21 protein-coding genes are annotated in these 21,417 nt (G+C 43.5%); 6 read left to right on the forward strand and 15 right to left on the reverse strand.

All coding sequences use genetic code 11. From position 1 onward, the window contains the following. Positions 1-96 precede the first annotated feature (96 nt). The 4 genes from ttcA to OH456_RS25430 all read right to left on the reverse strand — a co-directional run bounded on the left by ttcA (position 97) and on the right by OH456_RS25430 (position 3,505). Positions 97-990: a tRNA 2-thiocytidine(32) synthetase TtcA gene (ttcA, locus tag OH456_RS25415; protein WP_006074480.1), complete on the reverse strand. Its 894-nt coding sequence runs from the start codon at positions 988-990 to the stop codon at positions 97-99. Between the two features lie 201 nt (positions 991-1,191). Further along, a complete protein-coding gene (locus tag OH456_RS25420) occupies positions 1,192-1,848 on the reverse strand; it encodes a DUF2987 domain-containing protein (RefSeq protein WP_236110652.1) in 657 nt (218 codons plus the stop codon). Between the two features lie 3 nt (positions 1,849-1,851). Continuing rightward, complete coding sequence (locus OH456_RS25425) at positions 1,852-2,649, reverse strand: glucosaminidase domain-containing protein (protein WP_006074478.1); 798 nt, start codon at positions 2,647-2,649, stop codon at positions 1,852-1,854. Continuing rightward, positions 2,642-3,505, reverse strand: a complete 864-nt coding sequence (locus OH456_RS25430; protein ID WP_006074477.1) for a hypothetical protein — start codon at positions 3,503-3,505, stop codon at positions 2,642-2,644. Before OH456_RS25430 ends, OH456_RS25425 begins: the two co-directional genes overlap by 8 nt. Positions 3,506-3,841: 336 nt before the next feature. Here OH456_RS25430 and potA point away from each other — a divergent pair, with 336 nt between their 5' ends. From potA to OH456_RS25455, 5 genes are all read left to right on the forward strand, one after another. Next, positions 3,842-4,957, forward strand: a complete 1,116-nt coding sequence (potA, locus tag OH456_RS25435) for a spermidine/putrescine ABC transporter ATP-binding protein PotA (RefSeq protein ID WP_038230549.1) — start codon at positions 3,842-3,844, stop codon at positions 4,955-4,957. Beyond that, entirely contained in the window at positions 4,941-5,798 is an 858-nt protein-coding gene (gene potB / locus OH456_RS25440) for a spermidine/putrescine ABC transporter permease PotB (protein ID WP_006075155.1), read from the forward strand. The genes potA and potB overlap by 17 nt, the downstream gene beginning before the upstream one ends. After that, positions 5,798-6,568: a spermidine/putrescine ABC transporter permease PotC gene (gene potC, locus OH456_RS25445; RefSeq protein ID WP_006075154.1), complete on the forward strand. Its 771-nt coding sequence runs from the start codon at positions 5,798-5,800 to the stop codon at positions 6,566-6,568. Before potB ends, potC begins: the two co-directional genes overlap by 1 nt. Before the next feature lie 103 nt (positions 6,569-6,671). After that, positions 6,672-7,706 carry an extracellular solute-binding protein gene (locus OH456_RS25450; RefSeq protein ID WP_006075153.1) on the forward strand — a complete coding sequence of 345 codons (1,035 nt, stop codon included), beginning with the start codon at positions 6,672-6,674 and terminating at the stop codon, positions 7,704-7,706. Between the two features lie 239 nt (positions 7,707-7,945). After that, positions 7,946-8,983 (forward strand): extracellular solute-binding protein, encoded by a 1,038-nt coding sequence (locus tag OH456_RS25455; protein ID WP_006075152.1) that lies wholly within the window; start codon positions 7,946-7,948, stop codon positions 8,981-8,983. A gap of 77 nt (positions 8,984-9,060) precedes the next feature. Here the strand turns inward: OH456_RS25455 and cobB are convergent, their stop codons facing one another. From cobB to OH456_RS25510, 11 genes are all read right to left on the reverse strand, one after another. Beyond that, positions 9,061-9,798 (reverse strand): Sir2 family NAD+-dependent deacetylase, encoded by a 738-nt coding sequence (gene cobB / locus OH456_RS25460; RefSeq protein WP_006075151.1) that lies wholly within the window; start codon positions 9,796-9,798, stop codon positions 9,061-9,063. 167 nt (positions 9,799-9,965) lie between these two features. Further along, positions 9,966-11,186, reverse strand: coding sequence for an ammonium transporter (locus tag OH456_RS25465; RefSeq protein WP_096444206.1), 1,221 nt, complete (start codon positions 11,184-11,186; stop codon positions 9,966-9,968). A 333-nt stretch (positions 11,187-11,519) separates the two neighbouring features. Beyond that, positions 11,520-11,951 (reverse strand): hypothetical protein, encoded by a 432-nt coding sequence (locus OH456_RS25470; RefSeq protein ID WP_006075149.1) that lies wholly within the window; start codon positions 11,949-11,951, stop codon positions 11,520-11,522. A 16-nt stretch (positions 11,952-11,967) separates the two neighbouring features. Continuing rightward, positions 11,968-12,969 carry a formate dehydrogenase subunit gamma gene (locus OH456_RS25475; RefSeq protein ID WP_443088646.1) on the reverse strand — a complete coding sequence of 334 codons (1,002 nt, stop codon included), beginning with the start codon at positions 12,967-12,969 and terminating at the stop codon, positions 11,968-11,970. Between the two features lie 86 nt (positions 12,970-13,055). Next, complete coding sequence (gene fdh3B / locus OH456_RS25480) at positions 13,056-13,664, reverse strand: formate dehydrogenase FDH3 subunit beta (protein WP_006075147.1); 609 nt, start codon at positions 13,662-13,664, stop codon at positions 13,056-13,058. Positions 13,665-13,675: 11 nt separating this feature from the next. After that, positions 13,676-16,531: a formate dehydrogenase subunit alpha gene (locus OH456_RS25485; RefSeq protein WP_270034449.1), complete on the reverse strand. Its 2,856-nt coding sequence runs from the start codon at positions 16,529-16,531 to the stop codon at positions 13,676-13,678. Positions 16,532-16,540: 9 nt separating this feature from the next. Then, positions 16,541-16,759, reverse strand: coding sequence for a transcriptional initiation protein Tat (locus OH456_RS25490; protein ID WP_006075145.1), 219 nt, complete (start codon positions 16,757-16,759; stop codon positions 16,541-16,543). 56 nt (positions 16,760-16,815) lie between these two features. Further along, positions 16,816-17,439, reverse strand: a complete 624-nt coding sequence (locus OH456_RS25495; protein ID WP_006075144.1) for a TorD/DmsD family molecular chaperone — start codon at positions 17,437-17,439, stop codon at positions 16,816-16,818. 12 nt (positions 17,440-17,451) lie between these two features. Next, positions 17,452-19,113, reverse strand: coding sequence for a 4Fe-4S dicluster domain-containing protein (locus OH456_RS25500; protein WP_270034450.1), 1,662 nt, complete (start codon positions 19,111-19,113; stop codon positions 17,452-17,454). A gap of 256 nt (positions 19,114-19,369) precedes the next feature. Further along, positions 19,370-19,960: a DUF3306 domain-containing protein gene (locus OH456_RS25505; protein WP_270034451.1), complete on the reverse strand. Its 591-nt coding sequence runs from the start codon at positions 19,958-19,960 to the stop codon at positions 19,370-19,372. Beyond that, entirely contained in the window at positions 19,950-20,441 is a 492-nt protein-coding gene (locus OH456_RS25510; RefSeq protein ID WP_006075141.1) for a DUF3305 domain-containing protein, read from the reverse strand. The genes OH456_RS25505 and OH456_RS25510 overlap by 11 nt, the downstream gene beginning before the upstream one ends. A gap of 103 nt (positions 20,442-20,544) precedes the next feature. Between OH456_RS25510 and OH456_RS25515 the strand changes: the two genes are divergently transcribed. Further along, positions 20,545-21,372, forward strand: coding sequence for a formate dehydrogenase accessory sulfurtransferase FdhD (locus tag OH456_RS25515; RefSeq protein WP_038223221.1), 828 nt, complete (start codon positions 20,545-20,547; stop codon positions 21,370-21,372). Positions 21,373-21,417 lie beyond the last annotated feature (45 nt).

The raw sequence follows: 21,417 nt of genomic DNA on the forward strand, positions 1-21,417 counted from the left end.
GGATTGGGAATGTATAAAGATATAAATTCAGAATGCCTACTACAGAAAAGAAAGCGCCCCTCTAACGAGGGGCGCTTTTTTGATTAGATTTCGTAACTAAACATTGGTCACATCAATAAACATTGATTCATCGATATTAGTTGAAGAAACTGTCGCTTCGCTAAAGTCATAAGCTTCTCGTTCCCCTTCACGATCAAGTGGGAGGTTGACGAAGTCAAATAATTCACGATCAGCTAACTGGCTTGGGCTAACGTTTTGAATCGATTTGAAGATGCTCTCTACACGCCCTGGAGTTTTCTTATCCCAATCGATCAGCATGGCCTTGATTGATTGACGCTGTAAGTTTTCTTGCGACCCACATAGGTTACAAGGAATAATAGGGAACTCTTTATGCTCTGCGTAGCGAATCAGATCTTTCTCACGGCAGTACGTCAACGGACGAATAACAACGTTACGACCGTCGTCTGAACGCAGTTTTGGTGGCATTGCTTTGAGACGGGAACCATGGAACATATTTAGGAACATGGTTTCTACAATGTCATCTAAATGGTGACCCAATGCTATTTTCGTTGCGCCAATCTTCTCAGCGAAAGAGTATAGCGTGCCGCGACGTAATCGAGAGCATAAACCACATGTTGTTTTGCCTTCAGGGATCTTCTCTTTCACTACTGAGTAGGTGTCTTTATCCACAATATAATATGGAATGTTTAGTGTCTCGAAGTAGTCAGGCAAAATATGCTCAGGGAACCCTGGCTGTTTTTGATCTAAGTTTACGGCCACAACATCAAACTTGATAGGCGCTGCTTTTTGAAGATTAAGCAGGATATCGAGCATCGCAAATGAGTCTTTACCACCACTAATACACGCCATTACAACATCGTTCTCTTCTATCATGTTGTAATCTATGATCGCGTTTCCAACATTTCTTCTAAGGCGCTTTTGAAGTTTGTTGAATTCTAGGGTTTCTTTTCTTGTATCTATTTGGGTCATCGCGGGCTCTCACATTGCCGACAGATGTCGACGGTTGGATTTCCTATCAAGGGTTTATCTGGGGCGTGGATTATACGAGCTTTTTTGCCATTATTAAATGGTTGTTTCAAGTTGAGTTGTAGTGAGCGGATTTACAAGTGGGTTTGTAGCATAAAGAAGGATTCAATCCTCTCAGGTAAAGAGGATTGAATGTTTAGAAGCTTATTTAGCTGCTGGTAGATATGGCAGTACGCGCAGTGTCTGTGCTGGAAGCGTGATATAGCCATTTTCGCCAATATCCGCTAGTTTGACTTGTGCTTTTCCATTCTCGATCGGTTGTACTTTACCATTAGAAAAAGCGATTGAGCCAGATACGTCAGATGCAAACTCAAGTGTCACTCCTTCTACGTCAGGAGTAAACCAACTTGCAAACATGCCACCTAAGTCTTCTAACATAGTCTGCATTTGAGGCAGTAAGTTGTTTATTTCACTGTAAGAGACTTCTCCCGATAAAGGCTGTTTGGTCAGTACTACCATAGAGAAATCACATCGCTTGTCCTGCGGCGTATGTACAAACACCAACGGGTTGGCTTGCTTTAGATTACTGTCTAGAGGAACGAGTAATTCATTCGCAGCGCTCGTTTGAAGATCTTCATAATGTTCTTCTTTCTCCATCCAGGCTTTTTCGATTGTACAAAGTGATTTGTTGTCTGCATCAACAAAGAAAAAACCGACTTTCACGTCTTCATGGCCTTCTTTGGCATTATTCTTCATTTGCGAATAAAGCTTTGAGTAGGTAAACATGTATTCTTGAGCTAACGTAGGCAGCGTAAATGTACTCGCCGCCAATCCCAAAAGGGCTAGATTTATTACTTTCATAAGTTATTGTTTTTGTGTCCAGAATTCTTCATTATGACGAATCATTGCTTGCAGGTCTTTGACGTATGCCTCACCTCGCTCTGAGTAACGCAATAATCCGTTCGTCATTTCCAATGCGGCTACTTCCGTTCGCGGATCTTGTCCTTTGTCTCTTATGTTGGCACGAATCTCTCTCAGTTCTTGGTAAGCACGATTACGGTTAACGTTCATAAAGTAACCATGAATTGACCCTTGCGGGGAATCAAACTTTGCAACTTCGTGTGTTTTACCTTCACTTCTTTGTAAAGGAACCAGCCCACAACCTTTGCTATAGCACCACTGACCAAAGTAATTATTGGCCTCTTTAGCAAATCGAGAAGTGCCCCAAGCTGATTCATTTGCCGCTTGAGTAAGTACAAGAGCTTCAGGAAGGACATCGACCCTGTGCAACATATCTTCAAGCCATTCTAAAGTCACTTCTGTGGGTTCGAGCGAATACAGCCTTCCTAATCGTTTAGCGGTCTCAATTTGTTCTGAGCTTAGCGAATTCTCTTGTTGTAGAGCCGTTTTCATATCCAATAATCGTTTGCGCTCTTTCTGTACACGTGCATTTTCTATTTCGACACCCGGACGCAAGTAATCAAAGAAGGTTTTCTTTTTGGTACGCGTATCGGTAATTGTAGCTGTGTCAGGTTTGGATTCAGAAATCGGCGTTAACGTCGAATCTAGTTGCTCAGTGTCATCCTGTTTTTCATAGAAAAATAAAAAAGCGCTCCCCGACAGGAGAGCGATAATTGAAAGAATTTTGCGTGACTTACGCATCAAATACCTCTGGATTCTTATTTGGCTTGTCATCGTTTCTCGGAGGTGGTGGCGTATTGTCATCGTTATCACGATGATCCGAGTCGTCATTTGAGCCACTGTCATCTTGAGATGCCACAATTTTCAGTTTGATGCCAAACATCTCTCGGTAAAGGATCCCCTTTACATGGAAGAAGAATGGCAACACAAAAATTAGACCGATTCCGTAGAACATGGCCCCAGCAATAAACATCAATACTAACAGAATGTAAATTCCTGCTAGTACGAATATCTTTTTATTTACTGCTCGTAATGAAAGTAAAAGCGACTGCAATGGCGGAACTTTCTTTTCACAAATAAGCAGAATCGATTGGCTAAAAGCTAACGATAAATACATAGACAAGAACGGCAGGATCATACTAACCATCCCTTGTAGTACAAGGCTAAACAGAGTTGCAATAATCACTGGGACAGTAAACTGCAGACCTTTTGCAATATGACGTGGCTTTGTAGTGAGTCCAGCAGCGTGGCTCATTGCCATCAACGAGATACCTGCATAAACCGGTGCACTTACTACTTCATAACTGAAGTTGGCGACAAATATAGCTTGAAAAATTTGTTCGTTCAAAAGAGATGGATCTTGGAACGCTTGTAAGATCACTGACGGGTCGCCAAGTTGCAATTGCAGCGCTATATAGAAGATTCCTAACTGCACAAAAATCAGTGCGATAATAGCAGGAGAGAAAGACATAAAATGCTTGGTGGTTTGCTTCCAAGCTTCTTGAAACACCGCTCCGGCTTTAAGTTCATACTGGCCGGACACCGCGCGCTCAATGCTTCCACCTAGATTGAAGTCTCTTTCAAAATCGTTTTTCATAGTATTTCCAAGTTACATCCACATCGCGAATGTGTAATTTCTTCGTTGAAAAGGCTGCGCCATTATAGCGGGAACAACAATGTATTATCACTGTTATAACCTTGCTTTCTTGTCTTTTTGGATGATAATTAACCACTTGATAAGGCGAAAATTTCGACTCAGTAAGTTCTTAACTTAGTATGGTAAATAATCTTTAGTTTTACCTGCAAAATTTTTTCTGTTTCGAGGTAAGAAAATGCTTTGAATTCACTCAATTGGTGATTATGATGCGCGCCTTAAATGTGTATAGCAACCGGCCAATTATAAAATTTCGGCCAAGGTGGAGAAAAACAGACGTTGAACGCTAAACATTCAGTAGGAACACCAGTAGTACAGCTATCAGGTGTAAGTAAAAGTTTCGATGGTAAGGAGATCATCGCGAATCTTAACTTAAACGTTAATCATGGTGAGTTTCTCACTATTTTGGGTCCTTCGGGCTGTGGTAAAACTACCGTACTTCGAATGATTGCTGGTTTTGAAACGGTTGATAATGGCCGAATTACCCTAGCTGACCAAGATGTAACGGACGTCCCTGCTGAACAGAGGCATGTAAACACCGTTTTTCAGAGCTATGCCCTATTCCCTCATATGACCGTATTTGAAAACGTGGCATTTGGTTTGCGCATGCAGAAAGTACCTAACGCAGAAGTTGAACCACGTGTTCTCGAAGCGCTAAAAATGGTACGTCTTGAAAAGATGGCACAACGTAAGCCGCATCAGCTATCTGGTGGACAGCAACAGCGTATCGCTATAGCTCGAGCAGTTGTTAACAAACCAAAAGTATTGCTTCTCGACGAATCGTTATCTGCTCTTGATTACAAACTGCGTAAGCAAATGCAGATCGAGCTTAAACAGCTACAACGTCAATTAGGTATTACCTTTATTTTCGTTACCCACGACCAAGAAGAAGCCTTGTCAATGTCTGACCGTATTATCGTAATGCGTGATGGTGTGATTGAACAAGACGGTTCGCCTCGCGAAATCTATGAAGAGCCTAAAAACCTGTTCGTAGCGCGCTTCATTGGCGAAATTAACGTGTTTAACGCTATTGCTCGCGAGAGAATTGATGACAAGCGCATCAAAGCAGAGATCGAAGGTCAAGAGAGCATCGTCTATTACGACAAAGCGTTTGAAGCAGGAGAAAAGCTTCAAGTTCTTTTGCGTCCTGAAGATTTGCGCATTGAAGAGATTAAAGAATCTGAGAATAAAGGTATCGTTGGTCACGTTGCAGAGCGTACTTATAAAGGTATGACTTTAGATTCAGTTATCGAACTAGAATCAGGTATGCGTGTCATGGTCAGTGAATTCTTTAACGAAGATGATCCTGATGTTGACCACTCGTTAGGTCAAAAAGTGGCGGTAACTTGGGTAGAGAGCTGGGAAGTGGTGCTAAAAGATGAGCAAGAGATTTAATTTACAAAACGCCATCATCACTCTGATCGTTAGCTGGTTGGTACTGTTTGTACTCATTCCTAACGTGATGATCATTGGCACCAGTTTCTTAACCCGAGACGAAGCCAACCTCATTGAGATGACGTTTACGTTAGACAACTACGCAAGACTGTTGGACCCACTTTATGCCAAGGTGTTGTTCCATTCATTCTACATGGCGATAGTTGCAACTTTGATTTGCTTAGTCATTGGCTATCCGTTCGCGTATATCGTCGCAAAGATGCCTGAGAAATGGCGTCCGTTTATGTTGTTCCTGGTCATCGTACCTTTTTGGACTAACTCTTTGATCCGTACTTACGGCTTGAAGATTGTGCTCGGTACACAAGGTATCTTGAACAAAAGCTTATTGGCATTAGATATTATCGACAAACCGCTACGCATCATGTACACCGAAACAGCAGTGATGATCGGCCTAGTATATATTCTGTTGCCATTTATGATTTTGCCGCTCTACTCCGCAATCGAAAAACTCGATGGCACATACATTGAGGCTGCAAAAGATTTGGGTGCTAACAAATGGCAAACGCTAACGAAAGTTATTTTGCCGCTCACTATGCCTGGCATTATTGGCGGCTGCTTGCTAGTTCTGTTGCCAGCACTTGGTATGTTCTATATCGCTGACCTACTTGGCGGTGCGAAGAACTTACTAATTGGTAACGTTATTAAGAGTCAGATTTTGAATGCACGTGATTGGCCGTTTGGTGCTGCGACGAGTATCGCTCTTACCGCTGCGATGGCAGTAATGTTGTATGCCTACTACCGAGCAGGCAAGCTCTTGAATCGTAAAGTGGAGCTAGAATAATGGGACGCGTAGTTAGATTTAGTTTTATGTCGGTAGTTTATGCGTTCTTATATCTACCGATCATCGTATTGATTGCCAACTCGTTCAATGCCAATAAATTTGGTATGAAATGGGGAGGTTGGACAACAAAGTGGTATCACGCTTTAGTCAACAACGACAGCTTAATGCAGGCAGCATGGCATTCACTTAATGTGGCTGTGTTTTCTGCAACTGCAGCTACGATAATTGGTAGCTTAACCGCAGTTGCCCTCTTCCGTTACCAGTTTAAAGGTAAAGGTGCGGTTAGTGGACTGCTGTTCATTGTCATGATGTCTCCTGACATTGTTATGGCAATCTCATTGTTGGCTATTTTCCTAGTATTGGGAGCACAACTTGGCTTCTTTAGCTTGTTAATTGCGCATATTACATTCTGTCTTCCTTTTGTTGTTGTCACTGTTTACAGCCGACTAAAGGGATTCGATGTAAAAATGCTTGAAGCTGCGAAAGACTTAGGTGCGGGTGAATGGACAATCCTGAAACAGATAATCCTGCCTCTTGCTAAACCTGCTGTTGCCGCTGGTTGGTTGTTGTCATTTACGCTTTCATTAGATGACGTTATTGTCAGCTCGTTTGTAACAGGCCCGACATACGAAATCCTACCGTTGAAGATCTACTCAATGGTAAAAGTGGGTATTTCGCCAGAGGTGAATGCACTGGCCACCATTATGTTAATTGTCTCTCTAATTCTTGTTGTTGCCTCGCAACTGCTTGCTAGAGAGAAAGTGAAATAAATCAGTAAAATCGCTATTTTATTTGCGGGAGCAGAATGGCGTCGACATTCTGCTCTTTTTCTATCTATGCCTTCGGGCAGCGTTTGTTTTGGAGCTAACGTCAATGAAAAAATGGGCTACTTTATTAGCTGGTAGTGCATGTGCACTCTCTCTACTTTCAGGAGCAGCGAGTGCTAAAGATGATCAAGAATTAGTATTTATGAACTGGGGGCCGTATATCAATAGCAGCATCCTAGAACAATTTACTAAAGAAACTGGCATTAAAGTGATCTACTCAACTTATGAGTCGAACGAAACTTTATATGCAAAGCTAAAAACGCATAACAAGGGTTACGACTTAGTTGTTCCTTCAACCTACTTCGTAGCGAAAATGCGCGATGAAGGTATGCTACAGAAAATTGACAAATCAAAGCTGTCGAATTTCAGCAACCTAGATTCTAACTACTTGGATAAGCCATACGATCCTAACAATGACTACTCTATTCCACACGTCGTTGCGATTACAGGTTTAGCCGTCAACACAGACATGTATGACCCAGAAGAGTTTACTAGCTGGGCTGACCTTTGGAAACCGGAGCTAGAAGGTCAATTGATGCTTATGGATGATACTCGTGAAGTATTCCATATTGCTTTACGTAAACTTGGTTACTCGGGTAACACCACGGATAAAGCACAGATCGACGAGGCGTACACCGAATTACAAAAACTGATGCCAAACGTATTGGTATTTAACTCTGATAACCCAGGTGCACCATACATGTCTGGCGAAGTTGGTGTTGGTATGCTTTGGAACGGTTCAGCCGCTGCAGCGCAAAACGAAGGACTTCCAATCAAGCTTGTATTCCCTAAAGAAGGTGGCATTGGTTGGGTAGACAATTTCGCAATTAGCTCTGGAGCGAGAAACGTCGAAGCGGCTCATAAGATGATAGATTTCTTGCTGCGTCCTGAAATTGCTGAACAAATTTCTCGAGATACTGGTTACTTAACAGCCGTTAAAGCATCAAATGAAAAGTTCAAGGACAGCCCTGCTCTATTCCCTTCTCAAGAAGACTTAGATCGCGTTGAATGGCAAGACGCTGTTGGTGATAAAACTGTGGTTTATGAAGATTATTTCTTGAAGCTCAAAGCTGGTCAGTAACTCATAGCGAAATTGACAAAAAGGTGGCATTTGCCACCTTTTTTCATGATTGAGCTGCTATATCATTCTAAACGTTTAATTTTTGTAAATTCCTACATAGAGTATTCAATCATTGACTGATATAATGTTGTGATGCACATCAAATAATGATGGCGTGCAAAGTAATATAGGAACCCCTACTTTCCTATATTGTCATGTCTCCTAGAGACTCTTTGTCTACCAATACAAACGGAAAAGTAATGAAAAGCAAATTGTATGCAGGCGCACTTTGTGCGGCGACTCTTCTCACTACCCCGGCGTTTGCAGCCAACGAAGAACTTTACTTCTACAACTGGTCTGAATACATTCCTAGCGAAGTACTAGAAGACTTTACCAAAGAAACTGGTATCAAAGTCATCTACTCTACTTATGAATCCAACGAAAGCATGTACGCTAAGCTAAAGACCCAAGGTTCAGGTTACGATCTTGTCGTACCATCGACCTACTTCGTGTCTAAGATGCGTAAAGAAGGCATGCTTCAAGAGATTGATAAAGAAAAACTTACTCACTTTAAAGATTTGGATCCTAATTATTTAGACAAACCTTTTGATCCAGATAACAAATACTCAATCCCTTATATCTGGGGTGCAACCGGTATTGGTATCAATACTGACATGCTTGATAAATCAGCAGTAAGCTCTTGGGATGACCTTTGGGATCCTCAGTGGGAAGGCCAGTTGATGATGATGGATGACTCTCGTGAAGTATTCCATATTGCATTGACCAAATTAGGTTATTCACCGAATACTACAAATCCAGACGAAATCAAAGCAGCGTATGAAGAACTAAGAAAGCTAGTACCAAACGTTTTGGTGTTTAACTCTGATTTCCCTGCTAACCCGTACCTTGCTGGTGAAGTGTCACTTGGCATGCTATGGAACGGTTCAGCGTACATGGCCCGTCAAGAAGGTGCGTCAATTGATATTGTTTGGCCTGAGAAAGGTGCAATTTTCTGGATGGACAGTCTTGCTATCCCTTCAGGTGCCAAAAACGTTGATGCTGCACACAAGATGATCGACTTCTTATTGCGTCCAGAAAATGCAGCGAAAATTGCTTTAGAGATTGGCTATCCGACTCCAGTTAAGACGGCTTATCCTCTACTTCCAAAAGAGTTTGCTAACGATCCAAACGTGTTCCCACCACAAGAAGTGATGGATTCAGGTACATGGCAAGATGAAGTTGGCGAAGCTGGTGCGCTGTACGAAGAGTACTTCCAAAAGCTAAAAGTAGACAACTAAGCACAGTTTTTTCAATGAATAATAAAATAGCCCTCAAGTACGAGGGCTATTTTTATTTAAGTCGACAATCGATGACCTTATGAAGCTGCCTTATCCTCGGTCTGTAACGCTAAAATCTCTCTGACCAGTTTTGGCACTTCTATGCTTGCCTTGCCATAGCGCTTCTCTTCAAACTCACTTTGAACCGCACTAGGTTCTAAGTTAATTTCAATCGTATGTGCGCCATGCATTTTTGCGTCATGGACAAAACCTGCTGCAGGATAAACTACCCCAGAGGTACCTATAGATATGAACAAGTCTGCTTTTTCTAATGCCGCATAGATATCACCCATTTTTAACGGCATTTCGCCAAACCAAACTATATGAGGGCGCATTTGTGATGGAATCTGGCAACAATGGCACAAATCACCCGTTTCGATGTCATTCACCATTTCGACGACCTGCCCTGACTCAGAGCAGCGAGCACGAAGCAACTCTCCGTGCATATGGATGATATTCTCACTACCGCCACGCTCATGAAGGTTATCGATGTTTTGTGTGATAACCGTTACTGTCCCCTCTAACTGCCTTTCTAGGTCCCCAAGAGCAATATGAGCCGCATTAGGTCGGATATCGGTTTGTTGAAGCTTCTGACGTCGTTGATTGTAGAAGCTTTGGACTAACTCTGGGTTTCTCGCAAATCCTTCAGGGGTCGCTACATCTTCGATGCGATGATTTTCCCAAAGTCCATCTTGTGCACGAAAAGTCTGTATTCCTGATTCTGCCGAAATACCTGCCCCGGTTAAAACGACAACATTTTTATAGGGAAACTTCATAAACACTCCTTGTGCTGACTTATCGTTGTTTTAATAAGAGTAACACGGAAGCAATAACAACAGTAGTTTTGGGGATTAGACCATAGTCTAAATTTACTTAGATTCAGTAAGTTAGATAGTGGGAATATGATGAGCACCCAAGTATTTCTTCGGGTGCTCTTATGTACTTAGTCTTCGTTAGTGGCGGATATTCTATGGATCGCCAGATCCGCTCCGTTAAATTCATCTTCTTCAGAGAGTCGTAATCCGGCTACTTTATCCAGAATGCCATATACTATCCCTGCACCGATTACCGCAACGACCACGCCCGTGACCGTGCCAATAAGCTGAGAAGCGAAACTAACGCCCCCTAACCCGCCCAAAGCTTGCTGTCCAAATATCCCTGCAGCAATACCACCCCATACGCCGCAAAGCCCATGCAAAGGCCACACGCCTAATACATCGTCGATCTTAGTTTTATTCTGTAAGTAGGTGAACACCCAAACAAACAATGCTCCAGCAACTGAACCAGTAACTAGTGCGCCAATTGGATGCATCAAATCGGAACCTGCACAAATAGCCACTAAACCAGCTAACGGACCATTATGGATAAAGCCAGGGTCATTTCTTCCGACAATTAGCGACGCCAAGATACCGCCCACCATCGCCATCAGCGAATTCATAGCAACAAGGCCACTGATGCCTTCCAAAGTTTGCGCTGACATCACGTTAAAGCCAAACCAGCCGACACTAAGAATCCAAGCACCTAATGCTAAGAAAGGAATGTTAGAAGGTGCAAAGTTAGTATGCTTGCCCGCACGAACTCGTCCTTTGCGCATTCCTAAAAAGATAACCGCGACTAGCGCGATCCAACCGCCAACGCCATGTACAACGACTGAACCAGCAAAGTCATGAAATCCGGCGCCAAAGCTCTGTTCTAACCAGTTTTGGAATCCGAAGTTACCGTTCCAAATCATACCTTCGAATAATGGATAGACGATACCAACCGTAAAAAAAGTGGCAAGAAGAATTGGGTAAAAACGAGCTCGCTCAGCAATACCACCAGAAACAATGGCGGGGATTGCTGCGGCAAATGTCAGTAAGAAAAAGAACTTCACTAGCTCATATCCGTTGCCTTGTGACAATGTCTCCGCATCTGCAAAGAAAGTGCCCCCGTATGCAACCCAATAACCGATAAAAAAGTAAGCGATTGCCGAGACACCAAAATCGGCGAGTATCTTTACCAAAGCGTTTACTTGGTTTTTATGGCGAACGGTTCCCACTTCTAGGAACGCAAAGCCTGCGTGCATTAAAAACACCATGATGGCGCCCAATAGTAAAAATAGTGTGTCTGAGCTTTGCGTTAGTGTTTGTACGGCTCCATGTACCTGCTCTACCGAAGTGGTCATGTACTAATTACTCCTTTGCAACGATTCAATCCATGTAATGCACAATATCTGTGCTTCTTATTCTTTAAGCACACCAAAATAGGGAGCGCTAAAATCGAACGTTGTATAAGGCAATTAGCATTCCACTTATTGTCCAAACACAAGATAATCACTAAGTTATTGAATATTTGGATAAATACATGTTTGCTAATCAGTAAGGTAGGACGCGCGGGCTTTAAAATCGCACCAATATAGTGAAATAGCACCAAAATGGTACGCACTACTATGTAGCAATGTTGTTATACCAAGAAATAGGGGATAAAAGAAAAGCTCCTTAAAAGGAGCTTTTCGACGTTATGGTAAGTGTTGTATAGGCTGTTCGGTATTACCAAATGTCATCGCGATATTTTGATTCAGCTTGCTCATTCCCATGAACATGCGAATGATCCACATAACAATCGCGACAGCAGCAAATAACATCCCAATGTAAGGAATAATATTTGCAATTTGGTCTATCCAACTGGCTTTGTACCAGTAGTTAGTCACACCTTTTAATAGCCCGTTCGATGTTGCTACCGTTACGATTAAAACAACAAAGAAAGTTAGGTTTAAAAAGAACGTGCGAATTAAACCATAATAGTGAGAGTTTACTACTTCGCTATCTTCACCTTTGTCTAAACGGTAACCTGCATAAATGATGGCAATCACGCCAGACAGTAACAAAGTAAACGGCGTAAACAAACTTAAGATATACGCCACCCAAATACCTTTATGATGTTGGTGCATAAAGTCCTCTACCCCTTTACGTTAATTTCTGCTCTGGTTTGACGGAATCAGGTTTGGCTTCGCTTGTCGTCGCTGTACCTTCACCACTTTGACCTTGCTTCATTTCCTCGTACCAAAGATCATGGTGTTCTTTTGCCCAAGTTTCGTCAACGTCACCTGTAACCATACCTTCTAACGCCCCTTCCATACCGAATAGACCGATATAGATATGGAATACGAATCCACAAATCAGTATAAGAGCTGAGAACATGTGAACTAAGTTAGATAGCTCCATATCTTTTCTCGTTTGTCCAAAGATAGGGAAATCGAGAATAAGACCACTCACTGCCGCGATAGCTCCAAAGAAGATAAGCAACCAGTAAATCGCTTTTTCACCACCATTGGAGAATCCAGCAGATGGGTGCGAACCTTTATGTTTACCAACCATCCCACCAAGTTTCATGAACCATTGCATGTCTGTCTTATTAAAGATGGACTTTCTCCACCATTTAAATAGAACAGCAAATAGCAGAATAAAGAATATTGGTCCCATGTAGTTGTGATACTGCTTAGCAAGATACACCGTCCAACCCCAAAGCTCGGTCGGTACATAAGGCTTCATAAAGTGTTTGCCATAAACAAGCATTAAGCCACTAAATGCCAACGTAAGAAAGGTAAACGCCATACTCCAGTGGAGAGCACGGTCCATTCTTGACCAACGACGTAGCTTTTTGCCGGTGCGAGCCCCGCTTAGTTTCAAAGGGCCAACTAAGAAGTACATCAATACCACCATACTGATGCTGCCAAAGATTGCGACAGCTGCAGCAGGTGACATCCATTTCTCTTTGAGGATAAACCACGTTTCCCCTGGTGTACTGATTAACACACCATGTTCAGGAGAAGCAGACGTTGTTGTACCTTCCACCCCTTCTTTCACATGACGCCAATAATCCGCACCCGCGAGTTGCGTCATCTCACCTCTAACGACTTGATTGCTTTTACTCTCTTCTGCTCTTACTCCAAACGACAGTACAAGCATCACTGCTGCCAATAAAGGCAGCAGTGAGAGAGCCAATTTTCTAAGCAAACCTTGTTCTTTAAACAAAATAGGCATAGAGCTCTCCATTAGCTTTTCGTTGCGTCGTAAGCCAGATCATTGCCGTCAGTCCAGCCAGCATTCTTAGCACCGCGCTCTACAACACGTTGACGGAAGATATCAGACACTTTTTCTGCATCACCCGCTAACAATGCTTTTGTTGAGCACAATTCAGCACACATTGGCAGCTTGCCTTCTGCTATACGGTTAGCTCCGTATTTTGCACGTTCCTCTTCAGAGTTGTCTTCTGTTTCAGGACCGCCAGCGCAGAACGTACATTTGTCCATCTTACCGCGTTCGCCAAATGCTGCTTGTTTCGGGAATTGCGGAGCACCAAATGGACATGCAAATAAGCAATAGCCACAGCCGATACAAAGGTCTTTGTTGTGAAGCACGATGCCATCTTCAGTATGCTCAAAACAGTCTGCTGGACACACCGCCATACATGGCGCGTCTGTACAGTGCATACAAGCAACCGAAATTGAGTTTTCACCAGGTAGGCCGTCGTTTAATGTTACAACACGTCTACGTTGGATGCCCCATTCAAGCGCATCATCGTTTTCGTTTTTACATGCAGTGACACAGCCGTTACATTCAATACAACGCTTGGTGTCACATAGGAATTTCATTCTAGCCATTTTATGACTCCTTACGCTTTCGTGATGTTACAGAGAGTGACTTTAGTTTCTTGCATCTGAGTCACCGGATCATAACCATAGGTTGTTGCAGTATTCGCTGCTTCACCTATGACGTAAGGGTCACAACCTTCTGGGTATTTAGAACGAAGATCTTCACCTTGGAACTTACCGCCGAAGTGGAAAGGAATAAACGCCAAGCCTGGTTTCACACGAGGTGTCACCATCGCCTTGACTTTGATTCGTCCTTTCTCTGCACCTTCAACCCATACCATGTCACCATCTTTAAAACCGATGTCATTGGCATCTTTAGGGTTAACTTCAACAAACATTTCACGTTGTAGTTCAGCTAGCCAAGGGTTTGAACGTGTTTCTTCACCACCACCTTCGTATTCAACCAGGCGCCCAGAAGTCAGTACGATTGGATACTCTTCCGATTTGTCCTGATCCTGAATCGACTTATACATGGTTGGTAGACGGTAAATTGATTCGCTGTCATCCCATGTTGGGTAGTCAACAACAAGATCACGTCTTGGCGTATAAAGCGGCTCACGGTGTAAAGGAACACGGTCAGGGAACGTCCAGACAATTGTACGAGCTTTAGCATTACCAAATGGCATGCAACCATGCTTAATCGCGACGCGCTGGATACCACCTGATAGGTCGGTCTTCCAGTTCTTGCCTTCTGCAGCGGCTTGCTCTTCTGGTGTTAGATCGCCCCACCAACCCAATTGTTTAATGAGCTTGTCGCTGAACTCTGGATAGCCATCTTCAAGTTCACAGCCTAGCGAATAGCTGTCTTCCGCAAGCAAGCTCTTACCTTCGAATTCCACACCAAAGCGAGCACGGAAGTTACCACCACCTTGCGCCACAGGTTTCGAGGTATCATAAAGAATATGAGTACCTGGGTGTTTCATCTCAGGTGTACCCCAACATGGCCATGGAAGACCGTAGGTTTCACCATTGATAGGACCGCCCTCAGCTTCCAGTGAAGTTTTGTGGAACGTATGCCAGTTTTGTTGATGCAGTTTCAAACGCTCTGGGCTTTGACCGGTATAGCCAATGGTCCACATGCCTTTATTGAATTCACGAGTAATGTCTTCAATGTTTGGCTGGTTATTTTCGACTTTAATGTTCTTGAATAACTGCTGTTCAAAACCAAGCTTCTTAGTCAGAAGGTACATGATCTCGTGGTCAGGTTTTGAGTCGAACAAAGGTTCAATGACTTGGTCACGCCACTGAAGTGAACGGTTTGAAGCTGTTACTGAGCCGTGAGTTTCAAACTGAGTCGTTGCTGGCAGAAGATACACACCATCAGTACGGTTGTTCATAACCGCAGCATGTGTTGGATATGGGTCAACAATAACCATCATGTCGAGTTTTTGCATTGCTTTTTGCATCTCAACACCACGAGTTTGCGAGTTAACCGCATGACCCCAGTAGAACATTGCGCGAATATTATCGTTTTGCTCGATGTTATCTTTATTTTCAAGAACACCATCAACCCAACGAGAAACAGGAATACCCATGTTGTTCATCGGTTTCTTGCCGCGATACTCGTTTTGGTCAAAACGTTCTTTGATCCATTCGTAGTCAACGTCCCATACTTTAGCCCAGTGCTTCCATGAGCCGTCTGCTAGACCGTAATAGCCTGGTAGCGTATGAGATAGCACACCAAGGTCTGTTGCACCTTGAACGTTATCGTGACCACGGAAGATATTTGCACCACCGCCAGAACGGCCAATATTACCTAACGCTAACTCCAGAACACAGTAAGCACGAGTATTGTTGTTACCCGTCGTATGTTGAGTACCACCCATACACCAAATGATGCTTCCTGGACGGTTTTCAGACAGGATCTTCGCAGCTTTGTAGACATCTGCTTCACTCACACCTGTTACACGCTCGACTTCTTTCGGATTCCATTTCGCGACTTCCGTACGGATTTCGTCCATACCGAATACACGTTGGCGAATAAACTCTTTGTCTTCCCAGTTGTTCTCAAAGACATGCCACAAAATACCCCAGATGAACGCTACGTCAGTACCCGGACGCAGTGAGCAAAAATGATCAGATTTTGCAGCTGTGCGGGTTCGACGAGGGTCCGCAACAACAATCTTACATCCATTCTTTTCTTTAGCGATCAGAATGTGCTGCATTGCAACAGGGTGCGCTTCTGCTGGGTTAGAACCAATGAACAGCATGGATTTACAGTTATGCATGTCATTGAAAGAGTTCGTCATCGCACCGTAACCCCAAGTGTTTGCAACACCTGATACGGTTGTAGAGTGACAAATACGGGCTTGGTGGTCGACGTTATTCGTACCCCAAAGCGATGCCATCTTTCTGAACATATAGGCTTGTTCATTGTTGTGCTTAGCACTGCCCAACCAATAAACCGAATCAGGGCCCGACTCTTTGCGGATTTCAAGGACCTTGTTACCAATCTGTTCGATAGCTTCGTCCCAAGAGAGCTTTTTCCACTTACCACCTTCCAATACCATCGGGTATTTTAGACGACGTTCGCCATGTCCGTGCTCGCGCAAAGCAGCGCCTTTCGCACAGTGACCGCCGGCGTTAAAAGGGTGATCAAAAGCGGGTTCTTGGCCGGTCCAAACGCCATTTTGAACTTCTGCGTATACACCGCAACCTACCGAGCAGTGAGAACAGATAGTACGTTTTACTTCTGTTTTCGCATCGATTGGCACTTCTTTCGCTTCGGCTTTTTTAATCATTCCTGGTGCAAACGTATAGGCACCTGCCGCTAAACCACCAGCGGCAATGGATGAATTACGCATGAAGGCTCGGCGGCTTAGACCTAACTTGTTTTCATTTTTGCTGACGCTCTCGGAGCGTTTGGTCAATTTCATGAGATGCTCCTAGAGTGTGTCGTAATAGTCTTTGACGTGTTGCGTTTCACGATAACCACTTTTGTCTTGGTCATCCTGCTTAACATCAACAAGTTCAGTATTTGTTGCTGCTTTCGCAGTGCCAGAAATTACGGCTCCGGCTACAGCCGCTGTCGTTAACCCCTTTAAGAGATTTCTGCGACCTTCATTAAGTTGTGGCTGTTCGCCGTTTTGTTTTGCTTTGCTCATATATTGCTCCCTGAGTGGATGCCTATCCGTGAGATGGCATCTCTAGTTCGCGGACATTACTTCGTGGTTATGTTCTTAACGTCTATCTTCATTTTCGTCTGCGTAGAGCTTATGCTTTCAGCATATTTCACCTGCTCCACATCGAAAAACGCTTCCATAAGTGTAGAAACAGCTCGGTAAAACTGCGCACTTTTTGCGCAATCAATCTGTCTACACAAATCTTGATACCAAGGAGAAAGGTGTTTATTGAAAAACGCCTTCGCTTGCTCTTCTTGGTTTTGACTGATCAAATACGCCATCACTTCACTGATTGCTGAGATATGATCTTCCGGCTCTTTGACGGATTCATCTCGCTCCAAACCCAGTTGATTTAGGTCGTGTCTAATTAGTGCTAAAGGCTTCTCCATCAAAGAACCTGTCAGGTGCCAAGAAGCGAAAGGGACAACTTCACCTCTTCCTACTCCTATAAACAAATCTTGATATTCATCTTCTAAAGCACTGACTTCAGCTTTTTGAGCAGCTTTAGAAAGCAGTTCCCAAGCCGCCGTCATTTGATTGATCCCAACTTCGATCTCTAAGGACGATAGAAAATCGATCGTTTCACGTTCTGGTGCTCCACGACAAAGCGTTGAGATAAGCAAATAAATGTCACTTCTAAGCTCGTTGTATTCGTTATCCATTGACATTTCTTCCTAGTATTTCAGTTGCTCAGATGGGTTTTCTGCCATGCTTTCAAACACATCCACCACTCGACAGTCTTCACACATAGCGATACGTCTTAGTGACTCTTCATTATCAAAATGTGAGTGACCGCGTAACTTATCTTGTAGCATTGTTATCATGGATTGAGGAGCAAATGGTTTACCGCAGCGCAGGCATTCGGCCGCTTTTTCTTCATGAAGCGCCACAGCTGAGCGGCGGGATTCACTGTCCCAATTGATACGTTGGGTTAACGACAAAGCAGATTCAGGACAGGCTTTTTCACACATGCCACACTGAATACAATCTTGTTCTATAAAGTCTAAGGCTGGTCGATCACCATCGTTGTGTAATGCTTTGGTTGGACACACTGCCACACAGGCCATACATAACGTACATTTGTCCGTGGCACACTCTACAGTGCCGTATGGTGCGGTCGTTGGTAGTGGCAAGATGCTCTGTTCAACTTGGCGCTGTTCTACTAAGGCATCAAGAGCGTGGTACAAACGCGCCCTTTTATCACCTTGAATATCACCGAGTCTAAGACCAAGGTCTTCTTCAGTAAGAGTCGGAAGCCCTTCTCTTAAAGACTCAAGATAAAGAATGTCAATGGTTTCACGGGCCAAACCCAAACTATCAAGCAGTTGCTGAGCCATACCCACTTCGCGATTTAACACCGTTTGAATCGTTTCCGGCATATGCTTGCTAGCAGCAAACAGCACTTGTGTTGCACCATTTACCAAGGCTGCAAACCAAGTATCTATACCCACAGAAGGTAATTCTTCGACAACAACGGGAATTACATTGTCAGGAAGGACATTCAAGGCCATAACGTTGTATGATTCGTGGCGAGAGCTGCAGATAAGGACAATCGCTTTTTCACCACCTTGACTATGGTAGTTAGCGAGAGTTCGTTCGATAAACTTCTGCGTCTCCTGAGGGGTTGGCAGCGCATAGTGAATGGCTTCGGTTGGACAAGCGGTTGCACAAGTTCCAACGCCTTGGCATAGGTAAGGGTTAATTTCGATCTTATGGCCGATCTTATCATTACCTTCACTACTTAATGCACCTGCTGGACATGCATCCACGCAACGCTCGCAGCCTTTAACGCCTCGAGAGCTATGCGCGCACAAATCCGTATTAAGTCGAAAGAACTTTGGCTTATCGAACGTACCCATTAGCCCTGGTATTTCCTCCAGAGCATCAGCAAGTTTAGGATACCCGCGCCCCACTGGATAATAACCCGGGACAGGCACTTCTTCCGACATACAGCCATTTAGAGATAAGTCCAGAACCACATCAAACACATCACGGCCAATGGAGACTTCAGCAAGATTAACCGCTGATTGATTATTTTGAATGTGGACACTGAAGGTTCCGAGAAACCCGGAAATTTCGATACTATCGGCGTAATAGAGATTACCGTTGTCCGATGGTTCTCCATCTGTCGATAACAAAGTGACTGAATGCATAGTAGACAGCTGCTCAGCGGTACTTGTTATGATGGCAGTAGGGCCAACGATTAATGTATCACCGTGACTTTCATAACTCACAGTGGGTGGTATGAGATTCGACAATTCAACGGTATTTTCAAACGCGAAACTTCTGGCGCGCCCATTTTGAGTCGTCGATTGTTGTAATAGTTGTTTTATCATTGCTTGCTTCCAGTGCAGGAGTCTTGACGCTCCATAGCTATTGGTTTTATATGAACCATATATCACTGTTAGCAATATCTGTTCCAACTCGTACAAAAGCCAAATTTACTGATTTATTAGTAAATTAGCTTAAATACCATTGGGAAAATTAGGGAGAAATGTCGCGTGAGACAAAATGTCTCATTTGGTGAGAAAATATTATGAGACAAAATGTACCTATATTTTGTGTGGTAAATTTTGTCTCATAATCAATTGATTACGAAGTCTTGTCATTTGGTTCGTGGTCATCAAAACCTTGGTTGTCGAAATAATCTGCATCCGCCTCAGACTTCTCTATATCATCCTGCCCTTCAGTTTCTGTGTGTAGAGTTTCGATGTCTTTGTGGTCTTGTTCAGGTTGAGCTGAAGCAACTGGTTCTTCAGGCTCTGTCTCATCCGCCACATTTTTTATCCAGCCACGCAATGTTTCAGCCACATCAGACGCCAACGGTTTTACCGCTGAATAATCATGGTCATAATCGTTGAGTCCATCTACAACATTATATTCAGGACTCATGAACATCTTACGCAGTGCTGCCTTTTTGACAGCTTTATCTACCTCTGGATTAGCCAGTAATTGAGAGACTGAAAGCTCTTCGGGTTTCTCAGGAACCTCAGAATCGAGCGACTTTTCACCTTCCGAACTACACTCTTCATGCTCTGCTTGCTCTCGCTCAACTTCTGACTCTGCGTTACCCTCAGCGACCGCATCAGCTTCATTGCTTTCTGGCAATGCGTCGAGCTCTAATTCGTCTTTATTCTCGTCGAGCTTGCGCTGCGACCAACGTGATAGAAAACTACTGGCCACTTGAACGCCCCGCTCCTTTACGCTTTTTACGTCTTACTTCCAATAACTCTCCATGACGACCTATGAAAGCTTCCATCCAAGCTTGAATGGGTAATGGTATTGGTTTTGACAACACAAGATAATCACCGTCCATAAATGAGCCAGCAACTGCCTGTGAAGCCGTAACCATAATTGGCGTTAAACTGGTTTCCTCATGTGAATCTAAAACAACGAACAACATTGGATTTTGCGAGCTCAAGTTAAATCGGTAATCAGTACGCTCGTCGCGATAAAGCTCCAAAGTGGCATGAGGCTTGCTGATATCTGTAACTTCTAATTTAAATCCATCGAGTTCTCGCTGTGTTGTCGTCCAGCGACCCACTTGTTTTTCAACGATGGAAAGATCGATTTGTAGCGGCCATTGATGCTCGTTTTTCTCGACAATCAGACCGTCTACCAAAGAATCTTGGTTAGGAATGGATTCAGGTGATTCTGGATGCATTTCATGTCCCTAATTTTAGCGTTTGGTATTTGCTTACTTAATCAATCTTAGCAATAATCAAGCCAATAGCCTCATGCTAGCGACCAACAAAAAGGATAAACGCGTGGTTAAACCCAACATTATTAGAACAAGCGAAAATCCCCTACAGACCATTGAAGTCGATGTCTATGACGAATATGGAGAAAAGCTAACCAAACAGATTGCCTGTGAACGACCTCTTACCGTTATGCTGAACTGGAAAGAGATCGTCACTCTTATGACTCTTGGCTCAAGACCAGACTCATTAGTTCTGGGGTATCTGAAAAACCAAGGTTTCTTGTCTGACCCTGATGCCATTGAATCATTGATAATCGACTGGGAAACTCACTCTGCTGCCGTCATTACCAAAGAAAATACCGATTTCCTCGACGAAGCGTTGAAGAAAAAAACCGTCACTTCAGGTTGTGGTCAAGGCACAATGTACGGCAATGTGATGAAACAGCTCGAAGGTTATCAAGTTCCGCAAACGCCTCTAAAACAGTCTCAAATCTATGCGACTTTAGAAGCACTAACGCACTACAACGACACCTACAAAAAAGCGGGGGCCGTTCACGGGTGTGCTATTTGCCAACAAGATAAGGTACTGTCATTCGTGGAAGATGTTGGTCGACACAATGCCGTAGACACACTTGCCGGAGAAATGTGGATAAACCAAGAAACCGGTGAGGATAAGATTTTTTACACCACAGGACGTTTGACCTCAGAGATGGTTATCAAAGTGGCACAGATGGGTATTCCAGTCCTGTTATCTCGCTCTGGCGTTACTCAAATGGGCTTAGACCTTGCTAAACAATTTGGTATTACCACCATTGCTCGAGCTAAGGGGCTACGTTTTCAAGTGTTTACTGGGGCGGAGAAGATTGAGTTTGATGTGAAAGGTGAGCAAGCATAATAGTTGCTTGAGATATTAAAAAAGGAGTCCGAGGACTCCTTTTTG

The organism is Vibrio sp. La 4.2.2 (assembly GCF_027586995.1).
In the GTDB taxonomy this organism is placed as follows: Bacteria; Pseudomonadota; Gammaproteobacteria; order Enterobacterales; family Vibrionaceae; genus Vibrio; species Vibrio mediterranei.